Annotated in this window: 25 protein-coding genes; 10 read left to right on the forward strand and 15 right to left on the reverse strand. The window is 72.4% G+C overall.

The genetic code is table 11. The features are described 5' to 3' along the window. Window positions 1–2: 2 nt before the first annotated feature. Genes O7611_RS16835 through O7611_RS16850 form a run of 4 tightly spaced genes read left to right on the forward strand, consistent with a single transcriptional unit; the run spans window position 3 to window position 4,597 of the window. Window positions 3–842: a cyclase family protein gene (locus O7611_RS16835; RefSeq protein ID WP_194799024.1), complete on the forward strand. Its 840-nt coding sequence runs from the start codon at window positions 3–5 to the stop codon at window positions 840–842. After that, on the forward strand, window positions 835–2,241 hold the full coding sequence (locus O7611_RS16840) for an MmgE/PrpD family protein (protein WP_194799023.1): 1,407 nt from the start codon (window positions 835–837) through the stop codon (window positions 2,239–2,241). The genes O7611_RS16835 and O7611_RS16840 overlap by 8 nt, the downstream gene beginning before the upstream one ends. A 22-nt stretch (window positions 2,242–2,263) precedes the next feature. Continuing rightward, window positions 2,264–3,727, forward strand: a complete 1,464-nt coding sequence (locus tag O7611_RS16845) for a dihydroorotase (RefSeq protein ID WP_194799022.1) — start codon at window positions 2,264–2,266, stop codon at window positions 3,725–3,727. Between the two features lie 12 nt (window positions 3,728–3,739). Next, window positions 3,740–4,597 (forward strand): HpcH/HpaI aldolase/citrate lyase family protein, encoded by an 858-nt coding sequence (locus O7611_RS16850; RefSeq protein ID WP_228531439.1) that lies wholly within the window; start codon window positions 3,740–3,742, stop codon window positions 4,595–4,597. A gap of 58 nt (window positions 4,598–4,655) precedes the next feature. Here the strand turns inward: O7611_RS16850 and O7611_RS16855 are convergent, their stop codons facing one another. The 13 genes from O7611_RS16855 to O7611_RS16915 form a co-directional block, all read right to left on the reverse strand. Then, window positions 4,656–5,291, reverse strand: coding sequence for a GntR family transcriptional regulator (locus O7611_RS16855; protein WP_013286904.1), 636 nt, complete (start codon window positions 5,289–5,291; stop codon window positions 4,656–4,658). A gap of 29 nt (window positions 5,292–5,320) precedes the next feature. Beyond that, a complete protein-coding gene (locus O7611_RS16860; protein WP_269697192.1) occupies window positions 5,321–6,070 on the reverse strand; it encodes an SDR family NAD(P)-dependent oxidoreductase in 750 nt (249 codons plus the stop codon). Beyond that, window positions 6,067–7,224, reverse strand: a complete 1,158-nt coding sequence (locus O7611_RS16865) for a CaiB/BaiF CoA transferase family protein (RefSeq protein WP_269697193.1) — start codon at window positions 7,222–7,224, stop codon at window positions 6,067–6,069. The genes O7611_RS16860 and O7611_RS16865 overlap by 4 nt, the downstream gene beginning before the upstream one ends. Further along, on the reverse strand, window positions 7,221–8,105 hold the full coding sequence (locus tag O7611_RS16870) for a hydroxymethylglutaryl-CoA lyase (protein WP_194799019.1): 885 nt from the start codon (window positions 8,103–8,105) through the stop codon (window positions 7,221–7,223). Before O7611_RS16870 ends, O7611_RS16865 begins: the two co-directional genes overlap by 4 nt. Further along, window positions 8,102–8,533 (reverse strand): GlcG/HbpS family heme-binding protein, encoded by a 432-nt coding sequence (locus O7611_RS16875; protein ID WP_013286908.1) that lies wholly within the window; start codon window positions 8,531–8,533, stop codon window positions 8,102–8,104. The genes O7611_RS16870 and O7611_RS16875 overlap by 4 nt, the downstream gene beginning before the upstream one ends. 10 nt (window positions 8,534–8,543) lie before the next feature. Beyond that, window positions 8,544–9,752, reverse strand: coding sequence for a CaiB/BaiF CoA transferase family protein (locus O7611_RS16880; protein WP_194799018.1), 1,209 nt, complete (start codon window positions 9,750–9,752; stop codon window positions 8,544–8,546). Next, window positions 9,749–10,048: a NifU family protein gene (locus O7611_RS16885; RefSeq protein WP_194799017.1), complete on the reverse strand. Its 300-nt coding sequence runs from the start codon at window positions 10,046–10,048 to the stop codon at window positions 9,749–9,751. The genes O7611_RS16880 and O7611_RS16885 overlap by 4 nt, the downstream gene beginning before the upstream one ends. Next, complete coding sequence (locus O7611_RS16890) at window positions 10,038–11,078, reverse strand: amidohydrolase family protein (protein ID WP_151498808.1); 1,041 nt, start codon at window positions 11,076–11,078, stop codon at window positions 10,038–10,040. The genes O7611_RS16885 and O7611_RS16890 overlap by 11 nt, the downstream gene beginning before the upstream one ends. Further along, entirely contained in the window at window positions 11,075–12,172 is a 1,098-nt protein-coding gene (locus O7611_RS16895) for an ABC transporter permease (protein WP_194799016.1), read from the reverse strand. Before O7611_RS16895 ends, O7611_RS16890 begins: the two co-directional genes overlap by 4 nt. Beyond that, window positions 12,169–12,945: an ATP-binding cassette domain-containing protein gene (locus O7611_RS16900; RefSeq protein WP_194799015.1), complete on the reverse strand. Its 777-nt coding sequence runs from the start codon at window positions 12,943–12,945 to the stop codon at window positions 12,169–12,171. The genes O7611_RS16895 and O7611_RS16900 overlap by 4 nt, the downstream gene beginning before the upstream one ends. Next, the gene (locus tag O7611_RS16905; protein WP_269697194.1) at window positions 12,942–14,150 is read right to left on the reverse strand and encodes a substrate-binding domain-containing protein; all 1,209 of its coding nucleotides are present in this window, start codon (window positions 14,148–14,150) and stop codon (window positions 12,942–12,944) included. The genes O7611_RS16900 and O7611_RS16905 overlap by 4 nt, the downstream gene beginning before the upstream one ends. Window positions 14,151–14,419: 269 nt before the next feature. Further along, window positions 14,420–14,797, reverse strand: coding sequence for a metal-sulfur cluster assembly factor (locus tag O7611_RS16910; RefSeq protein WP_194799013.1), 378 nt, complete (start codon window positions 14,795–14,797; stop codon window positions 14,420–14,422). Next, complete coding sequence (locus O7611_RS16915; RefSeq protein WP_269697195.1) at window positions 14,794–15,903, reverse strand: amidohydrolase family protein; 1,110 nt, start codon at window positions 15,901–15,903, stop codon at window positions 14,794–14,796. The genes O7611_RS16910 and O7611_RS16915 overlap by 4 nt, the downstream gene beginning before the upstream one ends. Before the next feature lie 336 nt (window positions 15,904–16,239). Between O7611_RS16915 and O7611_RS16920 the strand changes: the two genes are divergently transcribed. From O7611_RS16920 to O7611_RS16945, 6 genes are all read left to right on the forward strand, one after another. Then, window positions 16,240–17,085 (forward strand): ATP-binding cassette domain-containing protein, encoded by an 846-nt coding sequence (locus O7611_RS16920; protein ID WP_194799011.1) that lies wholly within the window; start codon window positions 16,240–16,242, stop codon window positions 17,083–17,085. Window positions 17,086–17,129: 44 nt separating this feature from the next. Further along, window positions 17,130–18,239: a sugar ABC transporter substrate-binding protein gene (locus tag O7611_RS16925; protein ID WP_194799010.1), complete on the forward strand. Its 1,110-nt coding sequence runs from the start codon at window positions 17,130–17,132 to the stop codon at window positions 18,237–18,239. A gap of 61 nt (window positions 18,240–18,300) precedes the next feature. Further along, entirely contained in the window at window positions 18,301–19,227 is a 927-nt protein-coding gene (locus O7611_RS16930; RefSeq protein WP_194799009.1) for an ABC transporter permease, read from the forward strand. Next, the gene (locus O7611_RS16935; RefSeq protein WP_194799008.1) at window positions 19,224–20,243 is read left to right on the forward strand and encodes an ABC transporter permease; all 1,020 of its coding nucleotides are present in this window, start codon (window positions 19,224–19,226) and stop codon (window positions 20,241–20,243) included. The genes O7611_RS16930 and O7611_RS16935 overlap by 4 nt, the downstream gene beginning before the upstream one ends. Before the next feature lie 46 nt (window positions 20,244–20,289). Beyond that, complete coding sequence (locus O7611_RS16940) at window positions 20,290–21,495, forward strand: CaiB/BaiF CoA transferase family protein (RefSeq protein ID WP_194799007.1); 1,206 nt, start codon at window positions 20,290–20,292, stop codon at window positions 21,493–21,495. 41 nt (window positions 21,496–21,536) lie between these two features. Next, complete coding sequence (locus tag O7611_RS16945) at window positions 21,537–21,956, forward strand: GlcG/HbpS family heme-binding protein (RefSeq protein WP_194799006.1); 420 nt, start codon at window positions 21,537–21,539, stop codon at window positions 21,954–21,956. Window positions 21,957–22,009: 53 nt separating this feature from the next. Here O7611_RS16945 and O7611_RS16950 read toward each other — a convergent pair whose 3' ends face one another. After that, entirely contained in the window at window positions 22,010–22,639 is a 630-nt protein-coding gene (locus O7611_RS16950; RefSeq protein WP_194799005.1) for an enoyl-CoA hydratase/isomerase family protein, read from the reverse strand. Window positions 22,640–22,648: 9 nt separating this feature from the next. Continuing rightward, window positions 22,649–23,416: an enoyl-CoA hydratase-related protein gene (locus O7611_RS16955; RefSeq protein ID WP_194799004.1), complete on the reverse strand. Its 768-nt coding sequence runs from the start codon at window positions 23,414–23,416 to the stop codon at window positions 22,649–22,651. Window positions 23,417–23,501: the final 85 nt, after the last annotated feature.

The raw sequence follows: 23,501 nt of genomic DNA on the forward strand, positions 1-23,501 counted from the left end.
CCGTGGGCACCACAGCCAGAACCGCCGACCGCCTGCTCGACGCCGTGCAGGCCGGTGTCACGATCTACGACCTGGGCCGGCGGCTGACCGTCGGCATGCCGCAGTCACCGAACCACCCGGCGTTCGGGCTCACCCTGCCGCGCCGCCACGGCGACATGGTGCGCGCCGACGGCGGCTCCGCCGCCAACGACCTGCTGGTGATGGGCACGCACGTCGGCACGCACGTCGACGCGCTCGCGCACGTCTCCCAGGACGGCCGGCTGCACGGCGGCGCCGACGCCGCCGCCGCGCAGGTCGGCGGCCGGTTCGACGAGCTGGGCGTGCACACCGTCGCGCCGATGGTCCGCCGGGGCGTGCTGCTGGACGTGCCCGCCGCGCTGGGCGTGGAGGCCTGCGAGCCCGGCTACGAGATCACCCCCGCCGACCTGGACGCCGCGGAGTCCCGGCAGGGCACGCCGGTGGGCGCCGGTGACGTCGTGCTCATCCGCAGCGGGTGGGGCCGGCTGTTCGACCACGAGGACCGCAACCAGTACATCGGCAAGGACTCCGGCGTGCCGGGGGTCGGCGCGGACGGCGCGACCTGGCTGGCGCAGCGCCAGGTGCACGCCGCCGGCGCGGACACCATCGCCTTCGAGTGCCTGCACCCGGGCAAGGGCCACAGCTCGCTGCCGGCGCACCGGATCCTGCTGGTGGAGCACGGCATCTACCTGATCGAGACGATGGCGCTGGAGGAGCTGGCCCGCGACGAGGTGCACGAGTTCACCTTCGTCATGGCGCCGCTGCCGCTGTACGGCGCCACCGGCTCCCCGGTGCGCCCGCTGGCGGTGATCAGCCGTGGCTGAGCCGACCCTGGGCCGCCACCTGGCCACCTTCGCCGCCGACACCGCCGCCGAGACGCTGCCCGACGAGGTGGTCGCCAGCGTCCGGGCCCGCGTCCTGGACGTGCTCGGGCTCTGCGTGGCGGCCCGGCCGCTGCCGACCAGCCAGGCGGCCCTCGCCTACGTCGAGGAGCAGGGCGGCCGTGGTCAGGCCACCGTCGTCGGCCTGGACGAGAAGGCACCCGCGGCGCTGGCCGCGTTCGCCAACGGCGTGCTGGCGCACTCGCTCGACTACGACGACACGCACCTGCCGTCGGTGCTGCACCCCAGCGCGTCGGTGGTGCCGGCCGCGCTGGCCGCCGCCGAGGCGTCCGGTGCGTCCGGGCAGGAGACCGTCGCGGCCATCGCGGTGGGCCTGGAGGTGTGCGTGCGGCTCGGCATGGCCGGGTACGACCCGGCCGCCGGCAACTCCGTCTTCTTCGAGCACGGGCAGCACGCCACCTCGATCTGCGGCACGCTCGGCGGCGCGGTGGCGGCGGCCCGGCTGCTGAAGCTGGACGCCGACGGCGCGCTCGACGCGCTCGGGGTGTCCGCCTCGATGGCGGCCGGTCTGATCGAGTCCAACCGCAACGGCGGCACCGTCAAGCGGATCCACTGCGGCTGGGCCGCGCACGCGGCGGTGAGCGCCGCGCAGCTGGCCCGGCACGGTGTGACCGGCCCGCCGACCGTGCTGGAGGGACGCTTCGGCTTCTTTCAGGCGTTCCTGCGCGGCGAGTTCGACGGCGACGAGATCGTCCGCGGGCTCGGCACCGACTGGGCGGTACCGGGCATCTTCTTCAAGCCGTACCCGGCGAACCACTTCACCCACGCCGCCATCGACGCGGCGATCGCGCTGCGCGAGCGCGGGTTGCCGCTGGACGAGATCGAGTCGATCACGCTCGGCGTGCCGACGCCGACGGTGCGCACCATCGGCCAGCCCATCGAGCGCAAGCGGGCGCCGCAGACCGGCTACGAGGCGCAGTTCAGCGGCCCGTACGCGGTGGTCGCCGGCCTGATCGGCGGCGGCGGTCTGGGCGTGGACCTCGCCGACTTCACCGACGCCCTGGCGCACGACCCGCAGCGGCGGGCGCTGATGGCGCTTGTCGACGTGGTGGGCGACGAGCGGTGCGACGCGATCTTCCCGCACCAGTTCCCGGCCGTGCTGCGGGTGGTCACCCGCGACGGGCGGGAGTGGGTGCAGGAGGTGCTCGCCAACCGGGGCGGGCCGCAGCGTCCGCTCAGCGACGCCGAACTGGCGGTCAAGTTCCGCACCAACGCCGCCGCCCTGCCGGCGGCGACCGCCGACCGCATCACCGAGGAGGTCCACCGGCTGGACCGGGCCCCCGACGTCCACGGCCTGATGGGCCTGATCAACCGCCGCTGAACCGAGCACGAGGAGCAACACCATGAGCACGTACGACCTGCTGCTGACGAACGTCCGCGTGGTCCGGCACGACCGGCCCGAACCCGAGCTGATGGACATCGGCGTCACCGACGGGCGGATCAGCCGCGTCGCGCCGCAGATCGACCGGGCGGAGGCCGCCCAGGTCGTCGACGGCGGCGGCCGGCTCGCCTTCCCCGGCGTGGTGGACGCGCACCAGCACTGGGGCATCTACAACCCGCTGAGCGAGGACGCCGTCTCGGAGAGCCGCGCGTCGGTGCAGGGCGGCGTCACCACGGCGCTGAACTACATGCGCACCGGGCAGTACTACCTCAACCGCGGCGGCCGGTACGCCGACTTCTTCCCCGAGGTCCTGGCCGCGACCGAGGGCCGCTCCTACATCGACTACGGCTTCCACCTGGCGCCGATGTCGCGGGAGCACATCGGCGAGGTGCCGTCGCTGGTGGAGGAGCACGGGGTCACCTCGTTCAAGATCTTCATGTTCTACGGCAGCCACGGCCTGCACGGCCGGTCCACCGACCAGAACTCGTTCCTGATGATCCCGGAGGGCGAGCGGTACGACTACGCCCACTTCGAGTTCGTGATGCGCGGCGTCCAGGCGGCCCGGGAGCGTTTCCCCGAGCTGGCCGACGAGATCTCGCTGTCGCTGCACTGCGAGACCGCCGAGATCATGAGCGCGTACACCAAGCAGGTCGAGCAGGACGGCACGCTGCGCGGGCTGGAGGCGTACCACGCGTCGCGGCCGCCGCACTCCGAGGGACTGGCCGTGTCGATCGCGTCGTACCTGGCGCACGAGACCGGTCTGCCGAAGATCAACCTGCTGCACCTGACCTCGGAGAAGGCTGTCGACGCGGCGCTGCGGATGGCGCGGGCGTTCCCGCACATCGACTTCCGCCGCGAGGTGACCATCGGCCACCTGGTCGCCGACATCGACACCGCGCACGGGCTGGGCGGCAAGGTCAACCCGCCGCTGCGCCCGCGCGCCGACGTCGAGGCGCTCTGGGGGTACGTCCTGGACGGCAAGATCGACTGGGTGGTCAGCGACCACGCCTGCTGCAAGGACGAGGTCAAGTTCGGTGAGCCGCGCGACGACATCTTCGTCGCCAAGTCCGGCTTCGGCGGCGCCGAGTACCTGCTGCCCGGCCTGGTCACCGAGGGCAACCGGCGCGGTCTGTCGTACCAGCGGGTGGCGGAGCTGACCTCGTGGAACCCGGCGCAGCGCTTCGGCCTGCGCAACAAGGGCGCGCTGCTGCAGGGCTACGACGCCGACATCTGCCTGGTCGACCCGGACTCGACCTGGACGGTGCGCGCCGAGGACTCCGAGTCGACGCAGGAGTACACGCCGTTCGAGGGCTTCGAGCTCACCGCCCGGGTCACCGACACCTTCGTCCGCGGGCAGCACGTGCTCGTCGACGGCAAGGTGACCGGCGAGCCGGCCGGCCGCTACCTCGCCCGCCCGCAGCGGTAGGGGGAACGACTGATGGCGGTGGCGCGCAGTTACCTGTACGTGCCGGGCGACCGGGCGGACCTGCTGGACAAGGCGGCCGGGCGGGGCGCGGACGCGCTCGTGCTCGACCTGGAGGACGCGGTCACGCCGGCCCGCAAGGCGCAGGCCCGGGAGACGGTCGCCGGGTTCCTGGGCGCCGCCGCGCCGTCCGCACCCGAGCTGTGGGTGCGGATCAACAGCGACCAGGTCGAGGCGGACGTCGAGGTCCTCTCCCCCGCCGCGGCCGGGGTGTGGGTGCCGAAGGCCGAGCCGGAACTGCTCGCCGAGGTCGACGCCGCGCTGACCCGGGTGCAGCGGCGGCTCGGCCCGGACGCCCCGGCGTTCCGGGTGGTGGCGCTGATCGAGACCGCCCGGGGCGTGCTCACCGCGCCGCGGGTGGCCGCCGCGCCCCGGGTGCTACGGCTCGGCCTCGGCGAGGCGGACCTCGCCGGTGAGCTGGGGCTTCAGCCGGGGCCGGACCGGGCGGAGTTCGCCCCGATCCGCTCCCAGGTCGTCGTCGCGTCGGCGGCCGCCGGCATCGCCCCCGCGGTGGGGCCGGTGGAGACCACGCTGCGCGACCCGGAACGGCTGGAGCGGACCACCCGGGCGCTGCTGCGGCAGGGCTTCCGGGCCCGCAGCGCCATCCACCCCGGGCAGATCGCGACGATCAACGAGGTGTTCACCCCCACCGAGGCCGAGGTGGCCTCCGCCCGGGCCGTGCTGGCGGCGCTGGAGCAGGCCGAACGCGGCGGCTCCGGGGTGGCCACCGACGCCGGCGGGCGGCTGCTGGACCGGGCGGTGGTGCGCGCCGCCACCGAGGTGGTACGCCGCGCCGAGGCGTCCGCCGGATGACCCGGAACGCCGGGCCGGGGACCGTCGACGGGTACGACGTGTCCCGGCCCGGCGTGGGTCAGGGCGTGCCGAGGGTGGCGCGGGCGGCCAGGATGTGCGCCCGCATCACCGAGCCGGCCCAGGCCCGGTCGCGCGCCTCGAACGCGTCGATCAGCTCCCGGTGGTGCGACATGCTGCGCGCCATCGCCGCCTCGTCGTACCGGCGGAACGTACGGTTCACCAGCGGCGTCTGCACCACCGCCCCGAGCAGCGCGCTCAACCGGCGGTTCCGCCCGGCGCCCAGGATGATCTCGTGGAACTGCGCGTTGCAGACCGCGATCCGGTCCGCCCGGTCCCGCCGCTGACCGGCCGCGTAGCCCTCCATCTCGGCGCACAGCTCGCGCAACCGGGCGATCTCCTCCGGCGTGATCCGGGTCGCGGCCAGCTCGGCGCCGTACCCCTCCAGCAGGGCGCGCAGCTCGAAGATCTCCTCCAGGTCCTGCTCCCGCCAGGCCGGGACGGTGGCGCCCCGGTTGGCCTCCCAGTCCACCAGGCCCTCGGCGTGCAGCCGGCGCAGCGCCTCCCGCACCGGGGTGCGGCTCACCCCCACCGCGGCGGCGAGATCCTCCTCGGAGAGCTTCTTCCCCGGCTCGTACGCCCCGCCGAGGATGCGCGTCTTGATCGACTCGTACGCCGACTGCGTGGCCCGGCCCATGCGTCCCCCTCTGTTCACCGATGGTGAACCTACATCGACGCGGTGGAACCGCCGTCGACGGCGTACTCGGAGCCGGTCACCTGCCGGGCCCGGTCGCCGGCGAGGAACAGCACCACCTCGGCGACGTCCTCCGGCTCGTTCATCCGGCCCAGCGGCAGCCGGCGCAGCTCGTGCACGACGTGGTCGGCGGCGGCGGAGACGTCGATGCCGAGCCGGAGCGCGACCGACTCCAGGTAGGCGTGCATGGTCGCGGTCCGGGTCGGGCCGGGCGCGACGGTGTTCACCCGCACGCCCCGGGAGCCGTACTCCAGGGCGAGGCCCTTGGCGAGGCTGAGCAGCGCGGCCTTGCTGACCGCGTAGTCGAGCATGTGCGGCTTCGGGTGCCGCGCCGCCTCGGAGCCGATGGTGACCACGCTGCCGCCGCCCCGCTCGACCATGAGCGGCACGAGCGCGCGGCACAGACGTACGCAGGACATCACGTTCACGTCCCAGGTGCGCTGCCAGGCCGCGTCGTCGATGTCGGTGAACGCGTCCCGGTACGGTGCGAGCGCCACGTTGTTGACGAGCACGTCCGCGCCGCCGTACCGGCTGGTCACCTCCCGCACGACGGCGGCGACGCCGACCGGGGTGCCCAGGTCGGCGGTGACCGGGACGCCCACGCAGGCGGAGACGTCCAGGTCGGCGGAGAGCACCTCGGCGCCCTCGTCGGCCAGCCGCCGGGCCACGGCGAGCCCGATCCCCGATCCGGCGCCGGTGACGACCGCTACCCTGCCCCTCATCCGCTTCCCCCCTCGGTGCCGCCACCGGCGAGCACCTCGTCGGTGTGCTCGCCGAGCGTGGGTGCGAGCCGGCCGGACGGCAGCGGCGAGGCCGACATGACGATCGGCGAGGCGATGCTGCGCAGCCGCCCGGCCACCGGGTGCTCGACGATCGACACCAGGCCGGTCCCGGCCGCTTCCTCCGCGCGCAGGATCTCCTCGTAGCCGGCCAGCGGCGCGCACGGCACGTCGATCGCCGACAGCTCCGCCAGCCACTCGGCGGTGGTACGCCCGCGCAGCACCTCGGCCACCACCCGGTAGAGCCCGTCGGCGTTGGCGATCCGCTTGCCGACGGTGTCGTAGTCGGGGTGGCGCAGCAGGTCGGCGCGCCCGACCAGGGTGAGGAACCGGTCCCACTGCCGGCCGGTGTAGATCAGCACGCACAGGTGCCCGTCGGCGGTGGCGTACGGACGGCGGTTCGGCGCTGCGGTACGCGGGTAGAGCGGCGGCCCGGTGGGTGGGTCGAACGTCCAGCCGTCGAGCTGTTCGAGCAGGCCGAAGGCGACCATCGTGTCGTACATCGGCACCTCGACGCGCTGCCCCTCGCCGGTGGCGTCGCGATGGCGCAGCGCGGCTAGCACGGCGGTGGACGCGGTGAGCCCGGTGATCTTGTCGGCGAGCGGCGTGACGACGTACCCGGGCTGGTCCTGGTTGACGCTCTGCAGCCGGGCGATCCCGGAGGCGCCCTGGATCACGTCGTCGTACGCGGGCCGGTCGGCGTGCCGGCCGGTGCCCCGGAAGCCGGGGATCGCGCAGTAGACGATCGCCGGATGCAGCGCGCGTACGTCGTCGTAGGTGAGCGCGAGCCGGGCCACGGCGGCCGGGCGCATGTTGTGCACAAGCACGTCCACCGTCGGCACCAGCCGGTCGAACGCGGCCCGGTCGGCGGGCGCCTTGAGGTCCAGCAGGACGCTCTTCTTGCCCCGGTTCATGTTGAGGAACACCGCCGCCATGCCGGGGGTGCGGGCGGCGCCGAGCTGGCGGGCGATGTCGCCGCCCGGCGGCTCCACCTTGATCACCTCGGCGCCCAGGTCGGCCAGCATCAGCGTGCAGTACGGACCGGAGAACGTGCTGGTCAGGTCCAGCACCCGCACTCCGGCCAGCGGCCCGGTCACGGGAACCCACCGGCCCGGCTCAGCATGCCCGGCAGCTCGGCGCCGAACACCTCGCCCAGCCACCTGGCGTTGCCGATCGCGGCCTCCTGCGACACCCCGGTCGGTGTCCCGGAGCGTTCCAGCGCGTACACCACGTCCTCGGTGGCCACGTTGCCGGTGGCGGCCGGGGCGAACGGGCAGCCGCCGATACCGCCGACGCTGGCGTCGATCGCCCGCGCCCCGGCCCCGACGGCGGCCAGGACGTTGGCCAGGCCCAGGTTGCGGGTGTTGTGGAAGTGCCCGCGCAGGCTCGCGCCGGTGCGCTCGCGCACGGCCGTGAACAGCCGCTCCACCTGGGACGGCACGGCCACGCCGATGGTGTCGGCGAGCGCCACCTCGTCCGGTGCCACCGGTGCCAGGTCGTCGACGACGCGCAGCACGCGCTCCGGCGGCGTCTCCCCCTCGAACGGGCAGCCGAACGCGGCCCCGACCGTGACCGACGCGCGCAGCCCCTGCTCGCGGGCGCGGGGCAGCAGCCGCCGCACCTCCGCGACCGCCTCCGCGGTGGTCGTGCCCTGGTTGCGCCGGCAGAACGTGTCGGTGGCGACCACCACGAAGTTGACCTCGGTGACGCCTGCGGCGACGGCCCGGTCCAGGCCGCGTCCGTTCATCACCAGGCCGATCGAGGCCAGGCCCGGCTCGTCACGGACCAGCGCCATCAGCGCGTCGGCGTCGGCGAGCTTCGGCACCTTCGCCGGGTTGACGAAGCTCGTCACCTCGACCCGCCGACTGCCCGCCGCGACGGCCCGGCGTACCAGTTCGGCCTTCTGCCCGGTGGTCAGCTCCGCCGGGTGGTTCTGCAGGCCGTCCCGGGGGCCGACCTCGACGATCTCGACGCTCAAGACAGCGCCTTCAGTCCGGCCTGCGCGACCTCCATGTCCTGCGTGTAGTGGCCGCCGCTGACCCCGATGCCGCCGACCAGCACGTCGTCGACCTTGACCGGATAGCCGCCGCCGAAGGTCACCAGCCGGTCGATCGCGGGCGGGGCGCCCATCGCCAGCGGGCCGTCGTCCTTGATGAAGTCGTACCAGCCGTCGCTGCTCAGCCCGAAACCGACTGCCGTGTACGCCTTGTCCTGCGCCAGCTGCACGCTCACCAGCGGCGCGCCGTCCATCCGCTCGTACGCCTTGAGCACGCCGCTCTCGTCGCACACCGCGACGGTGACCGCGAAGCCCATCTCCTCGGCCCGGGCGACGGCGGCGGCCACCATCGCCCGCGCGGCCGGCGCGGAGATCGAGCGCTTCTTCACCACGTACGGGTTCTTCGCCATGACTGCCTCCTCAGATCGCGCCGGCGGCGCGCAGTTCGGTGATCCGGTCGTCGGCCAGGCGCAGCACCTGGCGCAGGACCTCGTCGGTGTGCTCGCCCAGCCGGGGGCCCACCGAACGCAGCCGGCCCGGCGTGCGGGACAGCCGGGGCGCGACGTTCTGCATCGGGAACGCGCCCATCTCCGGGTGGTCGAGTTCGACGATCGCCTCGCGCGCGGCGAAGTGCTCGTCGGCCAGCATCTCCCGGGCGGTGTAGACCGACCCGGCGGGTACGCCGCCCAGATGCAGCAGCCGCAGCAGCGCGGCCGGCTCGAACGTGACGGTCCACGCCGCGATCAGGTCGTCCAGTTCGGCCTGGTGCGCGCCGCGGGCGGCGTGGGTGGCGTACCGCGGGTCGTCGGCCAGGTCCGGGCGGCCCATCACCGCCGCCAGGCGGCGGAACACCGTGTCCTGGTTCGCGGCGATCAGCACCGTGGCGCCGTCGCGCGTCGGGTACGCGTTGCTGGGTGCCACGTTGGGCAGGATCGAACCGGTCCGCTCCCTGACGTAGCCGGTGAGCGCGTACTCCGGCACGAGCGACTCCATCAGCGCCAGCACCGACTCGTAGATGGCACTGTCCACCACCTGCCCCTGGCCGGTGCTGCCCGCCACCCGCAACGCCATCATGGCGCCGAGCGCGGCGAACGTGCCGGCCAGCGAGTCGCCGAGGCTGACGCCGATGCGGCTCGGCGGCGTGGACGGGTCGCCGGTGACGTGCCGGATCCCGCCCATCGCCTCGCCGATCGAGCCGTAGCCGGCGCGGGAGGCGTACGGGCCGTCCTGCCCGAACGCGGTGACCCGCACGACGACCAGCCTCGGGTTGATCCGGTGCAGTTCCTCCGGCGCGAGCCCCCAGCGCTCCAGCGTGCCGGGGCGGAAGTTCTCCACGAACACGTCGGCGTCGGCGAGCAGGTCGCGCATGAGCTGCTGCCCCTCCGGCACCCGCAGGTTGCAGGTGACCGACTTCTTGTTGCGGGCCACCACCGGGAACCACAGCGACTTGCCGTGCGGCTTCTCCCGCCCCCACTGCCGCATCGGGTCACCGCCGTCGGGCTGCTCGACCTTGATCACCTCGGCGCCGAAGTCACCGAGCAGTTGCGCGCAGAACGGCCCGGCCAGCAGCACGCCGGCCTCCACCACCCGTACGCCGGTCAGCGGCCCGTCGGGAAAGCCGCCGGTCATCCGGCCGGCTCCGACAGTCCGAACATCTTCTCGATGCGCGCCTCGGCGAACCGGGAGACCGCGCCCGCCCGGGTCACCGAGCGGACACCCTCGATCTTCAGCAGCGCCGGGCGGACCAGCGAGCCCATGGTGACCGGCGCCGACGGGCAGGCCGCGCAGCGGCCGTGGAACGTCACCCGGGCGTCGCCGCGGGCGTCCACGTCGACTGTGACGCCGCCGCCGTGCGCCTCGACGAGCTGGCGTACCTTGCCGTCGAGCGCGCGGTCGGCGGCCTTCGCCGTCTTGTCAGCGCCCATCCTTGCGGCCCTTCTTCGCGGACTTCTTGCCGCTCTTGCCGTACAGCTCCTTCTTCTTGGCCTTCACGTCGATGCCGAGCACCCGGGCGAAGTTCAGGCCGAAGATCTTCTCCTTGATCTCGTCGGTCAGCTCCGGGTAGCCGTAGCCGTCCTGGAGGTCCTCCGGCATCTGCATCTCGGCGAACAGGTCGATGTACGCCTGCACCTTCGGCCAGACGAACGCCTCGGAGCCCCACAGCAGCCGGTCCGGGCCGACGTGCAGCAGGCACTTGCCGATGGCGTGCAGCGCGGCGCGGGGCGCGACCGGGTACTGGTTGATCCAGGCGGTGAGCGCGAGGTGGATGTTCTCGTACCGGGCGGCGATGTTGATCGTCTCGTTGATGAACGGCTCACCGAGGTGGTGCACGATGAACGTCATCTCGGGGAAGTCCTGCGCCGCGCGTTCCAGGTCGTACGGCGCCAGGTCGGCGATGTGCTGGGTGTTGAACGCCAGCCCCTTGTGGAACTGCACGTTCGTCACGCCGTGTTCGAGGGCGGTCTCCCACAGCGGGTACGCGACCTGCCGGTCGTCGATCTTCCAGGACAGGCCGCCGGAGTGCGCCTGGTAGAACTTGAAGCTGGTGGCGCCCCACTCCTCGATCTGCCGGATCATCTCGGTCACCGCGCCGTAGCGGCCGTGGGTGATCGGGTCGACGCCGCCGCAGAACAGCACCCGGTCCGGGTACGCCTCCTTGAGCTTGTAGTTGTTCTCCGCCGGCGAGAAACCCAGCTTCCAGCCGCCGTGGCTGGGCACCGTCTGGGCCATCGCCATGTCGGTGTCGGACTCCTCGAACATCAGCCGGTACGCGTCCTCGACGGACAGTTCGCGGCCGGAGATGTCGTCGTACGGGTAGCCCGGGGCGGAGTACTTGCGGGCGTACTCGACGAGCGCGTTCGTCGACTTCTTCCCGCCGTGGTTGAAGTCGATGTTCTCGTCGGTGAGCTTGTACATGTGGATGGCGTTGTCGAGGACGAAGAAGCCGTTCTTCATGGGGTGGGACGTCCCTTCGGGGTGGTGTCGTGCTCCAGGCGTTCGACGTGCCGGACCGCGAGCTGTCGGCGGCGCCGCACCGACCAGGCGGCGACCGAGACGCCGGCGATGACGGCGAGGCCGTTGAAGACGCGCTCGATCCAGGTCGCGGCGCCGAGGTGTTGCAGGCCGGCGATGGTGAAGGTGATGAAGTACGCGGCGATCACGGTGCCGAGGATGTTGACCCGGCCGGGTCGCAGCGCGGCGGCGCCGAGGAAGGCGGCGGCGAAGGCGGGCAGCAGGAACTGCTCGCCGACCGTGGGCTGGGCCGAGCCGATCCGCGAGGCCAGCAGCACCCCGGCGAGCGAGGCGAGCACCGCCGCGCCGACGAACGCGCGGACGGTGTAGCTGCGGACGTCGATGCCGGCCCGGGCGGCGCCGCGCAGGTTGCCGTCCATCGCGTAGAGCCGCTGCCCGAACGGTGTCCAGACGACGATGAACTCCAGTGCCAGCACCAGCACCACGAGGTAGATCAGCGGCAGCGGGATGCCGCCCAGGTCGCCGCGGGCGATCTCGGTGAACGCCGGCGGCACGTTCTGGTACAGCACCCGGCCGCCGGTGACCATGTAGAGCAGACCCATCAGCAGGCTGCCCACGGCGAGCGTCGCGATGATCGAACTCATGCCGAACTTCAGCACCAGCAGGCTGTTGAGCAGGCCCACGGCGACGCCGACGGCGAGCACCGCCAGCAGGGCCAGCCAGATCGGTACGCCCTGCACCGCGATCAGCCAGATGCTCACGCCCTGCGCCAGGCCGAGCATCGGGCCGACCGACGCGTCCAGGTAGTGCGCCAGCAGCGGCAGCGTGGCGGCCATCGCCACGATCACCGTCACGGTCTGGTTGACCAGGATCAGCCGGAAGTTCGTGGTGGTGAAGTAGGTGTCCGGGGTGAGCACGGAGAAGACCGCGATCACCAGGACGAGCATGCCGAGCAGCCCGAACCGGCTCACCCCCTCGACCGCCCGCTCCCCGGCCCCGGCGCGGGACCGGTCGGCGCTCTGCTTGACGACGGTCCGGCCGCCGCCCGGGGGCGTCTGCGTGGTGGCGGTGGTCATCGGACCGCCTCCCCCGCCGTGGCGAGCGTGCCGGCGACGATCAGCTGCACGCACCGTTCGACGTCGAGCCCTTCGGTGGGGCCGTGGTAGACGTTGCGGCCGCCCTTCATCACCAGCAGCCGGTCGGCCATCGACAGGATCTCCGGAATCCGGTGGCTGATCACGATGACCGCGTAACCACGGTCGCGCAGCCGGCGGATCAGCGCGTTGACGCCGTCGGACTCGGTGGTGCCGAGCGCGGCGGTCGGCTCGTCCATCACCATCACGCGCGGCTCGTTCTCGGTGACCAGCGCGCGGGCGATGGCGACCATCTGCCGCTGCCCGCCGGAGAGCCCTTCGACCAGCACGTTCATGTCGTGCAGGTCGATGCCGAGTTCCTCCAGCACCGCGCGGGTGCGCTCGCGCATCGCCCGCTTGCGCAGCACCGGCAGGCCGCGTACGCCGCCGGTCCACTCGCGACCGAGGAAGACGTTCTCGACGATGCTCAGGTTGTCGGAGAGCCCGAGGTCCTGGTAGATCATCTCGATCCCGGCGGACCGGGCCGCGCCGATGGTGTGCGGCGTCAGGTCCCGGCCGGCCACCCGCAGGCGGCCCGTGTCCGGCGCCAGCGCACCGCTGACCATGCTCATCAGCGTGGACTTGCCGGCGCCGTTGTCCCCGACGACGCCCAGGATCTCGCCCGGGCGTACGTCGAAGGAGACGTCGGTGACGGCGCGTACCCGCCCGTAGGACTTGCTGACGCCCACCGCCTCCAGCACCGGGGCGGCACTCATCGGGCTTCGCTCCACATCTTCTCGTAGCGCTCGGCGTAGTTCACGTAGCTGTTCCAGTCGACAGCGCCGTCCTTGGGCGCGTTCGACTTGTCGAAGACGGTGGCCGGGATGCCCTGCTCGGCGTCGGGCAGCGCGGGCTGACCGGCGGCGAGCCGGCCGACCTGGTCGATGGCGGCGTAGGCGTTCCAGCCGCGGATGGCGCCGAAGTCGGCGAGCTGGTCACCGGCGGCCACGCTGCCCAGCCGCTCCGGCTCGGCGTTCTTGGACAGCACCTTGATGTCGTTGCGCCCGGCGGCCCGGATGGCGGCGATGACGGACTCCACCCCGTTGCCGTACGGCGTGAGGATGTACTGCAGGTTGTCGCCGTGCTTCTGGATCAGCGAGGTGGTGATGTTCTGCATCTCGATCGGGTCGACCGCCTGCGCCAGCGTGCGCTCGCGGACCTCCAGCAGCTCGCAGCCGGTGCAGCCGGCGAGCACGCGCTTGCTGGCGTTGAGCGCCTCGACCAGGTGCGGGTAGCCGACGTCCCAGAGGAAGACGACCTTGGCCTTGCCGTTGGAGTCGGCGACGGCCTTCGCCGTGGCCAGCACCGCCTGGAACGTCTCCCGGCTGGACACGTGCGCGTCGTAGCCGACCGCGCCGCCCTCGGCGACGGCGGAGACGCCCACCACCGGGATCTTCGCCTTCTGCAGCTCGGCGATGCCGTCGGCGACCTGGTTCTCCGGGATGGCGACGGTGATGACGGCGGTGGGCTTGTTGGCGGCGGCGGTGGCCAGTGCCTTCTGGTGGCCCTCCGGGGTGCCCTGGCCGTCCAGGATCTCGGCGCTCCAGCCGAGCTTCTCGGCGATGGCGGTGGCGCGCTTGCCGACCTCCTCGCAGGAGGTGCCGATCTTGCAGACGATGATGTTGAGCTTGCCGTTCGCCGGCGGCTTCACCGAGGTCGTCGGTCCGGACCACTCCTCGTAGACCTTGATCTTGTCGAGGGTGATGTCGGCTTCCTTGCCCTCGAAGTAGAGCATTCCGCCGGTGCCGGCGGCGATCAGCTTGCGGGCCGTCTCGGTGTATTCGTCGTTGACCGCGGCGGGCGTGTCGGAGGCCGCGCTGTCCTCACCCGATCCGCAGGCGGCGGTGGTGAGCAGAAGGGCGGCCACCCCGAACGCGGCGGCGGCGGCGCGGAGCCGGCGGGCTCCGAAAGTGTGTGTCACGGTGCTACTCCCTCGGTGGGTGGCAGTCGTCGAAAGAAGCGAATCGATGAATCGGCGCAGGGAGGGGCGAAAATGAACCCGGCGCGTGACGGGCGCTTCGGGTTGCATGCAATCGCAGTCCAACACGATCAACATCGACAGTCAATAGTTCACAATGCCGAAACATAAGCCCTGTTAGCGAGCGTTTCGCCAGCCCACGAGGGAGGCGCATTCGCCCCGACCGGGCGGAGAAATTGTATTTTTCCGACGTGGAGCTCTCGGGGTACGCGTCAGCGGACGGGTGCTGCGGAACGCCCGATGCGCAGGATCGCGCGGCCGTGCTCGGTCATCAGCGCCTCGGACCAGCCGGTGCTGTCGCCCCACTCGACCTCGACGTCGTCGACCTCCGGCGCCACCCGTCCGACCTCCCGGCGCACGCTCTGCTCGAAGAACGGCGTGTACATGCAGAACGGACCGGTGGTGATCAGGTCGAGCGTCACCCGCAGCCGGCCGTCCGGCTCCCGGTGCGCCCGCACGTCGCGTACCAGCCCCATGTCGACGATGCCCACCCGCCGGCCGACGCCCAGCCCGCAGGGGTCGTACACGGCGTTGCACGCGGTCAGCAGCCGGGACCGCAGGTCGGCGGCGACCGGGTCGACGCCGTTCACGCGGCCAGCCGTTCCCGGTGCAGCGCCCAGGGCCGGGGCGCGTGCGCGAGGTAGTCCTCGCGACGCCGGGCCAGGTCGTCCCCGGCGACCGCCGCGCGGACCGCGCTCTCGTCCAGGCCGTGCAGGCGCAGCGCGTTGCCGCCCATCAGCTTGGCGAGCACCTCCGGGGTGAACTCCGGGAAGCCCCACCCCTCGACCAGGTCCCGGGGCATCTCGAACGCCGTCAGCGCCTCGATGATCGGCTGCGGGTGCGCGGACGGCACGCCGGTGGCGAACATGATGCGATCCGTGCCGCCGTGCACCATGAGCATGCCGACGATCTCGGCGAACCGGCGCGGCTTGCGCACGATCATGTTCGACACCGACTCGATCGTCGCCCAGATGTTCGGGTGCGTCCGCAGTTGCAGCGCGCAGTCCTCCAGGAACGCCCAGCCGCTGTGCACCACCTCGAACGTCAGGTCCGGGAAGGCGATCGCCGCGCAGGTCACGTCGTCGACGTGGTTGAGCACCCGCGGACCGGCTCCGGCCGGCACCGCCTTGTGCGCGCCGATGTGCCGGACGCCGAGGTCGAGCGCCTTCTGCAGGTAGGGGAACGCCAGCTCGCGGTCGTCGAGCAGCATCAGCTTCGAGGAGTTCACCTCCGGGTCGATCAGCCCGTTCGTCGGATAGAACTTGAACCCGTCGATGTCGTCCTCTTCGGCGCGCTGCTGCATCAGGTCCAGCTCGGCGGGACCGCGCAGCGGGTCCACCGGCGCGAACAGCAGCACCCGGTCCGGGTACCGCCGCTTCAGCTCGCGGCCCAGCTCGTACGGCGAGGCGCCGCCGTCGAAGAACCCGTCGATCTCCACGCCGTGGTAGATCATCACATCGACGGCGCTCTCCACGAACACGATGTCCGCCAGCTCCTCGGCGGTCCAGCCGGCGGTGAACTCGTCCCGCGTCATGAGGTAGCCGGGCGCCGGCGACTCGACCGAGGTGTGGCCGATGCGGTACAGCGCGTTCACCATGCCGTCGTACGCGGCCTGGGAGCAGTGCGGCGCCCGGTTCCCGGGCCGGAAGTCGTACCCGTGGACGACACCGTCCACCACGACCATCCCATTGATCATGTCAACTCCGTTCTCCTGTCGACGGGAGCGTGACGAGCGGTGGACGGGCGCGGCCGGTCACCGCACCGGCCGCCCGTCGCGGCAGTGCGCGGCATGTGATCGCGGCCACCATCGGCCCGAGAATGTACACAACATAGGGGCGCAGGTCGGAGCGGTCAAGACGGTCTCGTCGTCGGTGCATGGGGCGAGCCCGCACCTCCACCGGCATCCTCACCTCGGAGTTTTCCCGATTTTCTCGACACGTCGGGTCGAATACGACTCGACGGTGAGCGCTGCGGCCATTGGCCTGCCGCAGATCCTTGACAGTGATTGCATACATTGCTTGACTCTCTCGCCATGACAGAGCAGGCAGCGGCAGTCTCTCGTACCGGGGACGTCGAGCGCCGCCGGGACGAGGTCCCATCCCCCACCACCACACCGGTCCTGCAGGCGCGCGGCATCGCCCGCAGCTTCGGTGCCGTACGGGCCCTGCGCGACGCGTCGCTGACGTTGCGGCGGGGCGAGGTCATGGCGCTGATGGGCGACAACGGCGCCGGCAAGTCGACGCTGGTGAAGACGCTCGCCGGCGTGGTCACGCCGGACCGCGGCGAGATCCTGGTCGACGGCGCGCCCCGCCGCTTCGCCGGTCCCGCCGACGCGCTCGACGCCGGCATCGAGACCGTCTACCAGGACCTGTCGCTGATCGACTCGATGAGCGCGGCGGAGAACGTCTTCCTGGGCCGGGAACCACTGGGCCGCGGCCCGATGTCCCGGCTGCTGCGCCTGGTGGACCGCCGCGCGATGGCGGAGCGGACGCAGCAGGCCGTCGACCGCATCGGTGCCCGGCTGCCCTCGCTGTCCTCGCACGTGTCCTCGATGTCCGGCGGACAGCGCCAGGCGCTCGCCGTCGCGCGGGCGACCATGTGGGGCCGCAACATCGTGATGCTCGACGAGCCGACCGCGGCGCTCGGCGTCACCGAGTCCGGGCACGTCCTGGAGATCATCACCGCGCTCAAGCAGCAGGACGTCGCGGTGTTGATGATCTCACACAACCTCGAACACGTCTTCCGCGTCGCGGACCGGGTCACGGTCATGCGACAGGGACGCACTGCCGGCGAGCTGACCACCGCCGAGGCGTCCTCCGGCGACATCGTCGCCCTGATCACCGGTGCGGCGCCCGCCGTGCCGGTGCCCGAGTCATGACACCGGCCACACCGGCCGAAGCAAGCCCGAGAGAAGGGATCAGAGTGAGACGCAGATCGTTCGCGAGCGCCGCGCTCGTCGTCGCGCTGGGCATGACGGCGACGGCCTGTTCCACCGAGGGGGCCGCCCCGGCGGCCCCCGCGGAGGGCAAGGCGCTGGAGGCCAAGGACGTCCGGATCGGGTTCGCCAACTTCGCCGAGCCGGCCAGCCCCGTGCTCGGGGCCATCGACGTCGGCATGCGCAAGGAGGCCGAGAAGCGCGGGTGGGAGATCCTCGTGCTCAACAACGACCGGGACGGGCCGACCGCGGTGGCGAACGCCGAGACCATGGTCTCCCGCGGCGTCACCCACGTCGTGGAGTTCCAGGGCGATGGCAAGGTCGCGCCGCAGATCATGGACATCTTCAACAAGGCCGGCATCCCGGTCATCGCGATCGACATCGCCCACCCGGGCGCGCACTTCTTCGGGATCAACAACGTCGAGTCGGGACGGCTGTCCGGCCGGGCCGGCGGGACGTACGCGAAGGAGAAGTGGGGCTGCAAGCCGGACCTCGTGACGGTGCTGGAGAACGAGGAGTCCGGTGACGTGGCGCTGCTGCGCACCGAGGGCATCCTCAAGGGACTCAAGGAGGTCTGCCCGGACATCGACGGCGTCATCACCCGGCGCAACTCGCCGACGACGCCGGACGGCGCCCAGGGCGTCGCCCGCGACATCCTGGTCTCCAAGCCCGACGCGAAGAAGATCCTGGCGCTCGGCGGCAACGACAACATGATCATCGGCACCATCAACGCCGCGGAGCAGCTCAGCCGCGCCGGTGAGATCTACGGCTACGGCCTCGGCGCCGACCTCATGCTGTTCGGTGTCGACACGCCGGGACTCGGCGGCTCGACCGCGTTCTGGTACGAGGGCTACGCCAAGCAGATCTACACGATCCTCGACCGGATGGTCGGCGGCGAGAAGATCCCCGTGGTCGACTCGCCGAAGGATCCGAACGCGCTGTTCAACCCGGTCTGCGCGTTCCCGAAGGACGCCGTGTCGTCCATCCCGCCGCTCAAGGAGCGGATCGACGCGCTCTACGCCAAGGACGCCCCGGCCAAGTCTGCCGCCGAGCAGTACTGTCCCGCGGGCACCGAGACGTACGGGCTCGGCAAGTGAGCACCTGACCATGTCCGTGTCTGCCCCGCAGGCAGCCGTCCGGCGGAGCACGGGTCTTCCCGTGCTCCGCCGCCACGGCGCCACACTCGCCCTGGCCGTGCTCTGGGTGGCGCTGGTGCTGGCCACCGCCGTGAAGTCGCCGGCCTTCCTGTCCCACCAGACCGTCATCGCGGTGGCCTTCAACATGGCGTTCATCGGCGTCCTGGTCGTCGGCGTCAGCCTGGTGATGCTCAGCGGCGCCGAGTTCGACCTGTCCGTCGGCGTGACGGCGGTGGCCGCCGCGCTGATCGCCGCCCAACTGCTGACCGACGGCGCGCCGTTCGCCCTCGTGCTGGTCGCGGCGCTGGTGTTCGGCACGCTCATCGGCGTCGTCAACGCGGTGCTGATCGTGCGCGTGCGCATCCACCCCATCGTCGCCACCCTCGGCACGATGTTCCTGGTCAGCGGCACCACCCGGCTGTTCATCGAGTTCGTGCCGATCCCGCGCGACAGCTTCCTGCGCCGGCACGTCGCCGGCGACCTGTTCGGCGTACCCCGGGTCTTCTGGGTCATGGTGGTGCTGCTCGCCGCCGTCGCGTTCGTGGCCGGCCGCACCCGCCTGGGCCGGCACCTCGTCGCGGTCGGCGGCAACCGGCAGGCCGCGCTCGTGCGCGGGCTGCGGCCGGACCGGATCCAGGCCGGCGCGCTGGTGTTCTGCGGCCTGGTCGCCGGCCTGGCCGGGCTGGTCCTCGCGTCCCAGGGCGACATCGTCCAGTCCACGCTGACCCCCGGTACCGAGTTCCGGGTGATCTCGATCCTGCTGCTCGGCGGGATGGCGCTCACCGGCGGCCGGGGCAGCTTCCTCGGCGTCGCCGCCGCGCTGCTGCTGCTCAACACGCTGCCCACAGCGATCGTCACCTGGGGCGTCTCGTCCAGCTGGCAGCCGGTCGTCGAGGGAGTCGTGCTCGCGGTCGCGCTCGCCGTCAACAGCGTCAGGAGCGCACCGTGACGACCACCGGTACCCGGCCCGGATGGACCGCGCTGCTCAGCCGCCCGTCCACCACGAGCGTGCTGCTGTTCGTGGTCGCCGTGGCCGCCGCGCTGAGCTTCGCGCCCGACTTCGCCACCCGCGCCAACATCTCCAGCATGCTCGGCGACCTGCTCGCCCCGGCGATCGTCCTGCTCGCGGCGAGCCTGGCGATGACCGGCGGCGTCGCCGACCTGAGCGTGGGCTCGGTCCTCGGCCTCGGCGCCGTCGTCTACGCCACCGTCTACACCGTCTCCGGCTCGTGGCAGATCGGCGTGCTCGCCGCTCTCGGCACCGGGCTGCTGGCCGGACTCACGAACGGCGGCCTCGCGCTGGTGTTCGGCGTCTGGCCGCTGATCGCCACGCTGGGCATGCTCGTCGCCGCCCGCGGCCTCGCGAAGGTGATCAGCGACGGCAGCTCGGTGGCCGCGTACACCCCGGAACTCAGCACCGCGCTGAAGACCACGATCGGGCCGCTGCCGGTTCCGGTCCTGGTGGTGCTGGGGCTCGCCCTGGTGTGCGGCGCGCTGGTCCGCCGGTCCCGCTGGGGAACCCACCTGCGCGCCACCGGCGGCGACGAGGTGGTCGCCGCCCGCGCCGGCATCCGGGCCGGCCGGGTCCGGCTGGCGCTGTTCGTGCTGACCAGCACCGCCGCGGCGGTCGCCGGCTGCATCCAGGTGATGCGCACCGGCGCCTCGGCCGTCACCCTCGGCGAGGGCACCGAACTGTACGTCTACGGCGCGCTGCTGATCGCCGGGTTCCGGCTGGCCGGCGGCGGGCACGGGAACCCGATCACGGCGTTCCTGAGCCTGCTCTCGCTGAGCATCGTGCTGAACATCTTCCGGCTGCGCGGCATGCCGTTGCCGCTGGGCGACATCCTGCTCGGCGTCACGCTGCTCGGCGCGGTGTCGCTCGGCTGGATCCGCCAGCGCACCCAGCGGCACTCCCCCGCGCCGGAACCCGAGCCGGAGGCCCGGCCGCACACCGTGCCGGCCTGACCTCCACCCGCACCACCGGAACGACCGACGAGAGAACAGGGACGACATGAACGACTATGCCCGCGGCCCGCTGTCCGGCTTGCGCGTGATCGAAGCCGGGGTCCTGCTGGCCGGGCCGTTCTGCGGCCAGATCCTCGGCGACCTGGGCGCCGACGTGATCAAACTGGAGGAGCCGGGCCGGGGCGACCCGATGCGCGAGTGGGGACGCGAGCGCCCGTACGGCAAGTCGCTGTGGTTCCCGGTGCTCGGCCGCAACAAGCGCTCGGTCACCCTCAACCTGCGCGTCCCGGAGGGGCAGGAGGTGCTGCGCCGGCTCGCCGCCGAGGCCGACGTCCTGGTGGAGAACTTCCGGCCCGGCACGCTGGAGCGCTGGGGCGTCGGCCCGGACGTGCTGTGGGACATCAACCCGCGGCTGGTGATCGTGCGGGTGTCGGCGTACGGGCAGTCCGGACCGTACGCCGAACGCGCCGGGTACGGCTCGATCGGCGAGGCGATGGGCGGCATCCGCTACACCACTGGTGACCCCGAGTCGCTGCCCAGCCGGGTCGGCATCAGCATCGGCGACTCGCTGGCCGGCACGTTCGCCGCCGTCGGCGCGATGGGCGCGCTGCGGGTGGCCGAGGCGACCGGCCGGGGCCAGATCGTCGACAGCGCCATCTACGAGTCGGTGCTCGCGCTGATGGAGTCGCTGGTGCCGGAGTACGCGATCGGCGGCTACATCCGGGAACGCACCGGCTCGATCCTGCCGAACATCGCGCCGAGCAACGTCTACGTCGCCTCCGACGGCGGCATGGTGGTGATCGCTGCGAACCAGGACACCGTGTTCCGGCGGCTGGCCGAGGCGATGGCGCAGCCGGAACTGGCCACCGACCCGCGGTTCACCGGCCACACCGACCGCGGCCGGCACCAGCGCGAGCTGGACGAGCTGATCGCCAAGTGGTGCGCCGGATACGCCGGGGACGAACTGCTGGAACTGCTGCACCGCCACGGCGTCCCCGCCGGCCGGATCTACACCGCCAAGGAGATGCTCACCGACCCGCACTTCACCGCCCGGGAGGCGATCGTCCGGCTGGAGCACCCGGACCTCGGCGAGTTCCCGATGCAGAACGTCGTGCCGAAGCTGACCGCGACGCCCGGCGGCATCCGCCGGGTCGGGCCCGAGCTGGGCGAACACACCGACGAGGTGCTCCGCGACGTCGCCGGACTCGACGGCGACGAGATCTCCCGCCTGCGCGCCGCGGGCGTCGTCTGAGCCCTGGCCCACCCCACCCACCACCACGGAAGGAACCTCTCATGGACAACTTCACCAAGACGTCGGTCACGATCGGCGCCGCCCAGCGGATCCTCGCCGCCGCGATCGCCAAGGCCGAGCAGATGACACTGCCCTGCGTCATCGCCGTCGTCGACGAGAGCGGCGTGCTGAAGGCGTTCGCCCGGATGGACGGCGCCGCGCTGCTGTCGGTGCAGGTCGCGCAGGACAAGGCGTACACGGCGGCGGGCTTCGGCATGCCCACCGACGGCTGGTACGACTTCATCAAGGACGACGCGCCGCTGGCCACCGGTGCGACCACCGGCATCGACCGGCTCGTCGTCTTCGGCGGCGGCTACCCGATCACCGCCGACGGCGCGGTGATCGGCGGCATCGGGGTCAGCGGCGGCCACTACACGCAGGACATGGAGGTCGCGCGCGCCGGCCTGGAGGCCGTGGCCTGATGCGCCGGCACCGGACTCGGGGGACCGCCGCAGCGGCGGTCCCCCGCCCCGGTTCACCCGACGCCGGCCAGCCAGGACTCGTAGTCCAGCGCGGCGGTCAGCTCCGGCCGGTCCCGGCCGCGCAGCGCGCGGGCCAGCGCGGACGCCGTGCCCGCGCCGATCGCGCCGACCCGTGCGGCGAGCGCGGCCCCGGCGTCCGGGTCGGCGGACACGGACCCGACCAGGCCGTGCCGCAGCGCCTCCTCGGCGTCGAGCGTGGCGCCGGTCCAGGCCAGGTGTGCCAGCACGCCGGTGCCGGCGACACCGGCGAGCAGCCGTCCGGCGCCGCCGGCCAGGAACGCCGCGGGCGAGCCGGTGCCGAACGTGGCGGTGGGCGCGGCGACGCGCAGGTCCGCCGCGAGCGCCAGGCCGAGCCCGAGGCCGCGTACCGCGCCGTCGACGTGGACGATCACCGGGCCGGGCGCTGCGTGCATCCGCAGCACCAGCTCGTGCAGCTGTCCGCGTACCACCGGCTGGGCCAGGTCGTCCGGCTCGTGCCGCCAGGCGTCGCCCTCCACGCGGATCAGCAGCGGCTCCCCCGGCGTACGGGCGTGGCGCTTGAGCGCGTCGAGCAGGTCGGCGCGGGCGGCCGGGCCGAGCCGTTCGCCGGCGCCCGGGTCGGTGGCCTCGTGTACCTGCGTCACGTGTCTCTCCTATCTGCCGGTGAAGCGGGCCGGACGCTTCTCCAGGAACGCGTCGATGCCCTCGATGTGGTCGTCGGTGGACAGCAGCGTCAGCAGCAGCGAACGCTCGTGGGCGAGGCCGGCGGTCAGGCCGACCTCCTCGGCGGTACGCAGGGCCTGCTTGCCGAGGCGGGCCGCGACCGGGCTGCGGGCGGCGATCGAGGCGGCCAGCGCGATCCCCGCCTCGACCACCCGTTCGGCGGGCACCACCTGGCTGACCAGGCCCATCCGCTGCGCGGTCCAGGCGTCCACCAGCCGGCCACCCAGCACCAGTTCGGCGGCCCGGAACCGGCCGGCGACACGCGCCCAGCGCTGGGTGCCGCCGGCGCCGGGGATGATGCCGAGGTTGATCTCCGGCTGGCCGAACACGGCGGAGTCGGCGGCGACCACCGCGTCACACGTCATGGCCAGCTCACACCCGCCACCCAGGACGTATCCGGCGACCGCGGCGACGGCCGGCTTGCCGAAGCGGGCGAACCGGTTCCAGCACTCCAGCCGCTCGGAGAGCAGGTAGTCGGCCGGGGACGTCCGGCGCAGTTCGCGGATGTCGGCGCCGGCGGCGAACAGCCGCGGGCCGCCGGTCAGTACCAGCACCCGTACCTCCGGGTCGGCCTCGGCCCGGTCCATCGCCGCGGCGAGCGCGCGCAGGACGTCGGCGCTGAGCGCGTTGCGTGTCTGCGGCCGGTCGATGGTGGCGACCGCCACCGCGTCGTGTACCGCGTAACCGACGGGTTCCACGGATCACCTCCCTGTCGTCCGCATCAGGCGAACATACTCACGGGTATGTCGTCAAGATCCGCGCTGCCGTCGCAGGATGCCCGGC

It is taken from the genome of Micromonospora sp. WMMC273 (genome assembly GCF_027460285.1).
In the GTDB taxonomy this organism is placed as follows: Bacteria; Actinomycetota; Actinomycetes; order Mycobacteriales; family Micromonosporaceae; genus Micromonospora; species Micromonospora aurantiaca.

What these genes read in the sequence shown, in the direction of transcription:
- O7611_RS16900 (WP_194799015.1), bottom strand. Translation starts at nt 12,945, where the DNA reads ATGAGTGCCGCCCCGGTGCTGGAGGCGGTGGGCGTCAGCAAGTCCTAC.
- O7611_RS16895 (WP_194799016.1), bottom strand. Translation starts at nt 12,172, where the DNA reads ATGACCACCGCCACCACGCAGACGCCCCCGGGCGGCGGCCGGACCGTC.
- O7611_RS16845 (WP_194799022.1), top strand. Translation starts at nt 2,264, where the DNA reads ATGAGCACGTACGACCTGCTGCTGACGAACGTCCGCGTGGTCCGGCAC.
- O7611_RS16860 (WP_269697192.1), bottom strand. Translation starts at nt 6,070, where the DNA reads ATGAGGGGCAGGGTAGCGGTCGTCACCGGCGCCGGATCGGGGATCGGG.
- O7611_RS16940 (WP_194799007.1), top strand. Translation starts at nt 20,290, where the DNA reads ATGAACGACTATGCCCGCGGCCCGCTGTCCGGCTTGCGCGTGATCGAA.
- O7611_RS16875 (WP_013286908.1), bottom strand. Translation starts at nt 8,533, where the DNA reads ATGGCGAAGAACCCGTACGTGGTGAAGAAGCGCTCGATCTCCGCGCCG.
- O7611_RS16885 (WP_194799017.1), bottom strand. Translation starts at nt 10,048, where the DNA reads ATGGGCGCTGACAAGACGGCGAAGGCCGCCGACCGCGCGCTCGACGGC.
- O7611_RS16855 (WP_013286904.1), bottom strand. Translation starts at nt 5,291, where the DNA reads ATGGGCCGGGCCACGCAGTCGGCGTACGAGTCGATCAAGACGCGCATC.
- O7611_RS16850 (WP_228531439.1), top strand. Translation starts at nt 3,740, where the DNA reads ATGGCGGTGGCGCGCAGTTACCTGTACGTGCCGGGCGACCGGGCGGAC.
- O7611_RS16945 (WP_194799006.1), top strand. Translation starts at nt 21,537, where the DNA reads ATGGACAACTTCACCAAGACGTCGGTCACGATCGGCGCCGCCCAGCGG.
- O7611_RS16920 (WP_194799011.1), top strand. Translation starts at nt 16,240, where the DNA reads ATGACAGAGCAGGCAGCGGCAGTCTCTCGTACCGGGGACGTCGAGCGC.
- O7611_RS16880 (WP_194799018.1), bottom strand. Translation starts at nt 9,752, where the DNA reads ATGACCGGCGGCTTTCCCGACGGGCCGCTGACCGGCGTACGGGTGGTG.
- O7611_RS16915 (WP_269697195.1), bottom strand. Translation starts at nt 15,903, where the DNA reads ATGATCAATGGGATGGTCGTGGTGGACGGTGTCGTCCACGGGTACGAC.
- O7611_RS16890 (WP_151498808.1), bottom strand. Translation starts at nt 11,078, where the DNA reads ATGAAGAACGGCTTCTTCGTCCTCGACAACGCCATCCACATGTACAAG.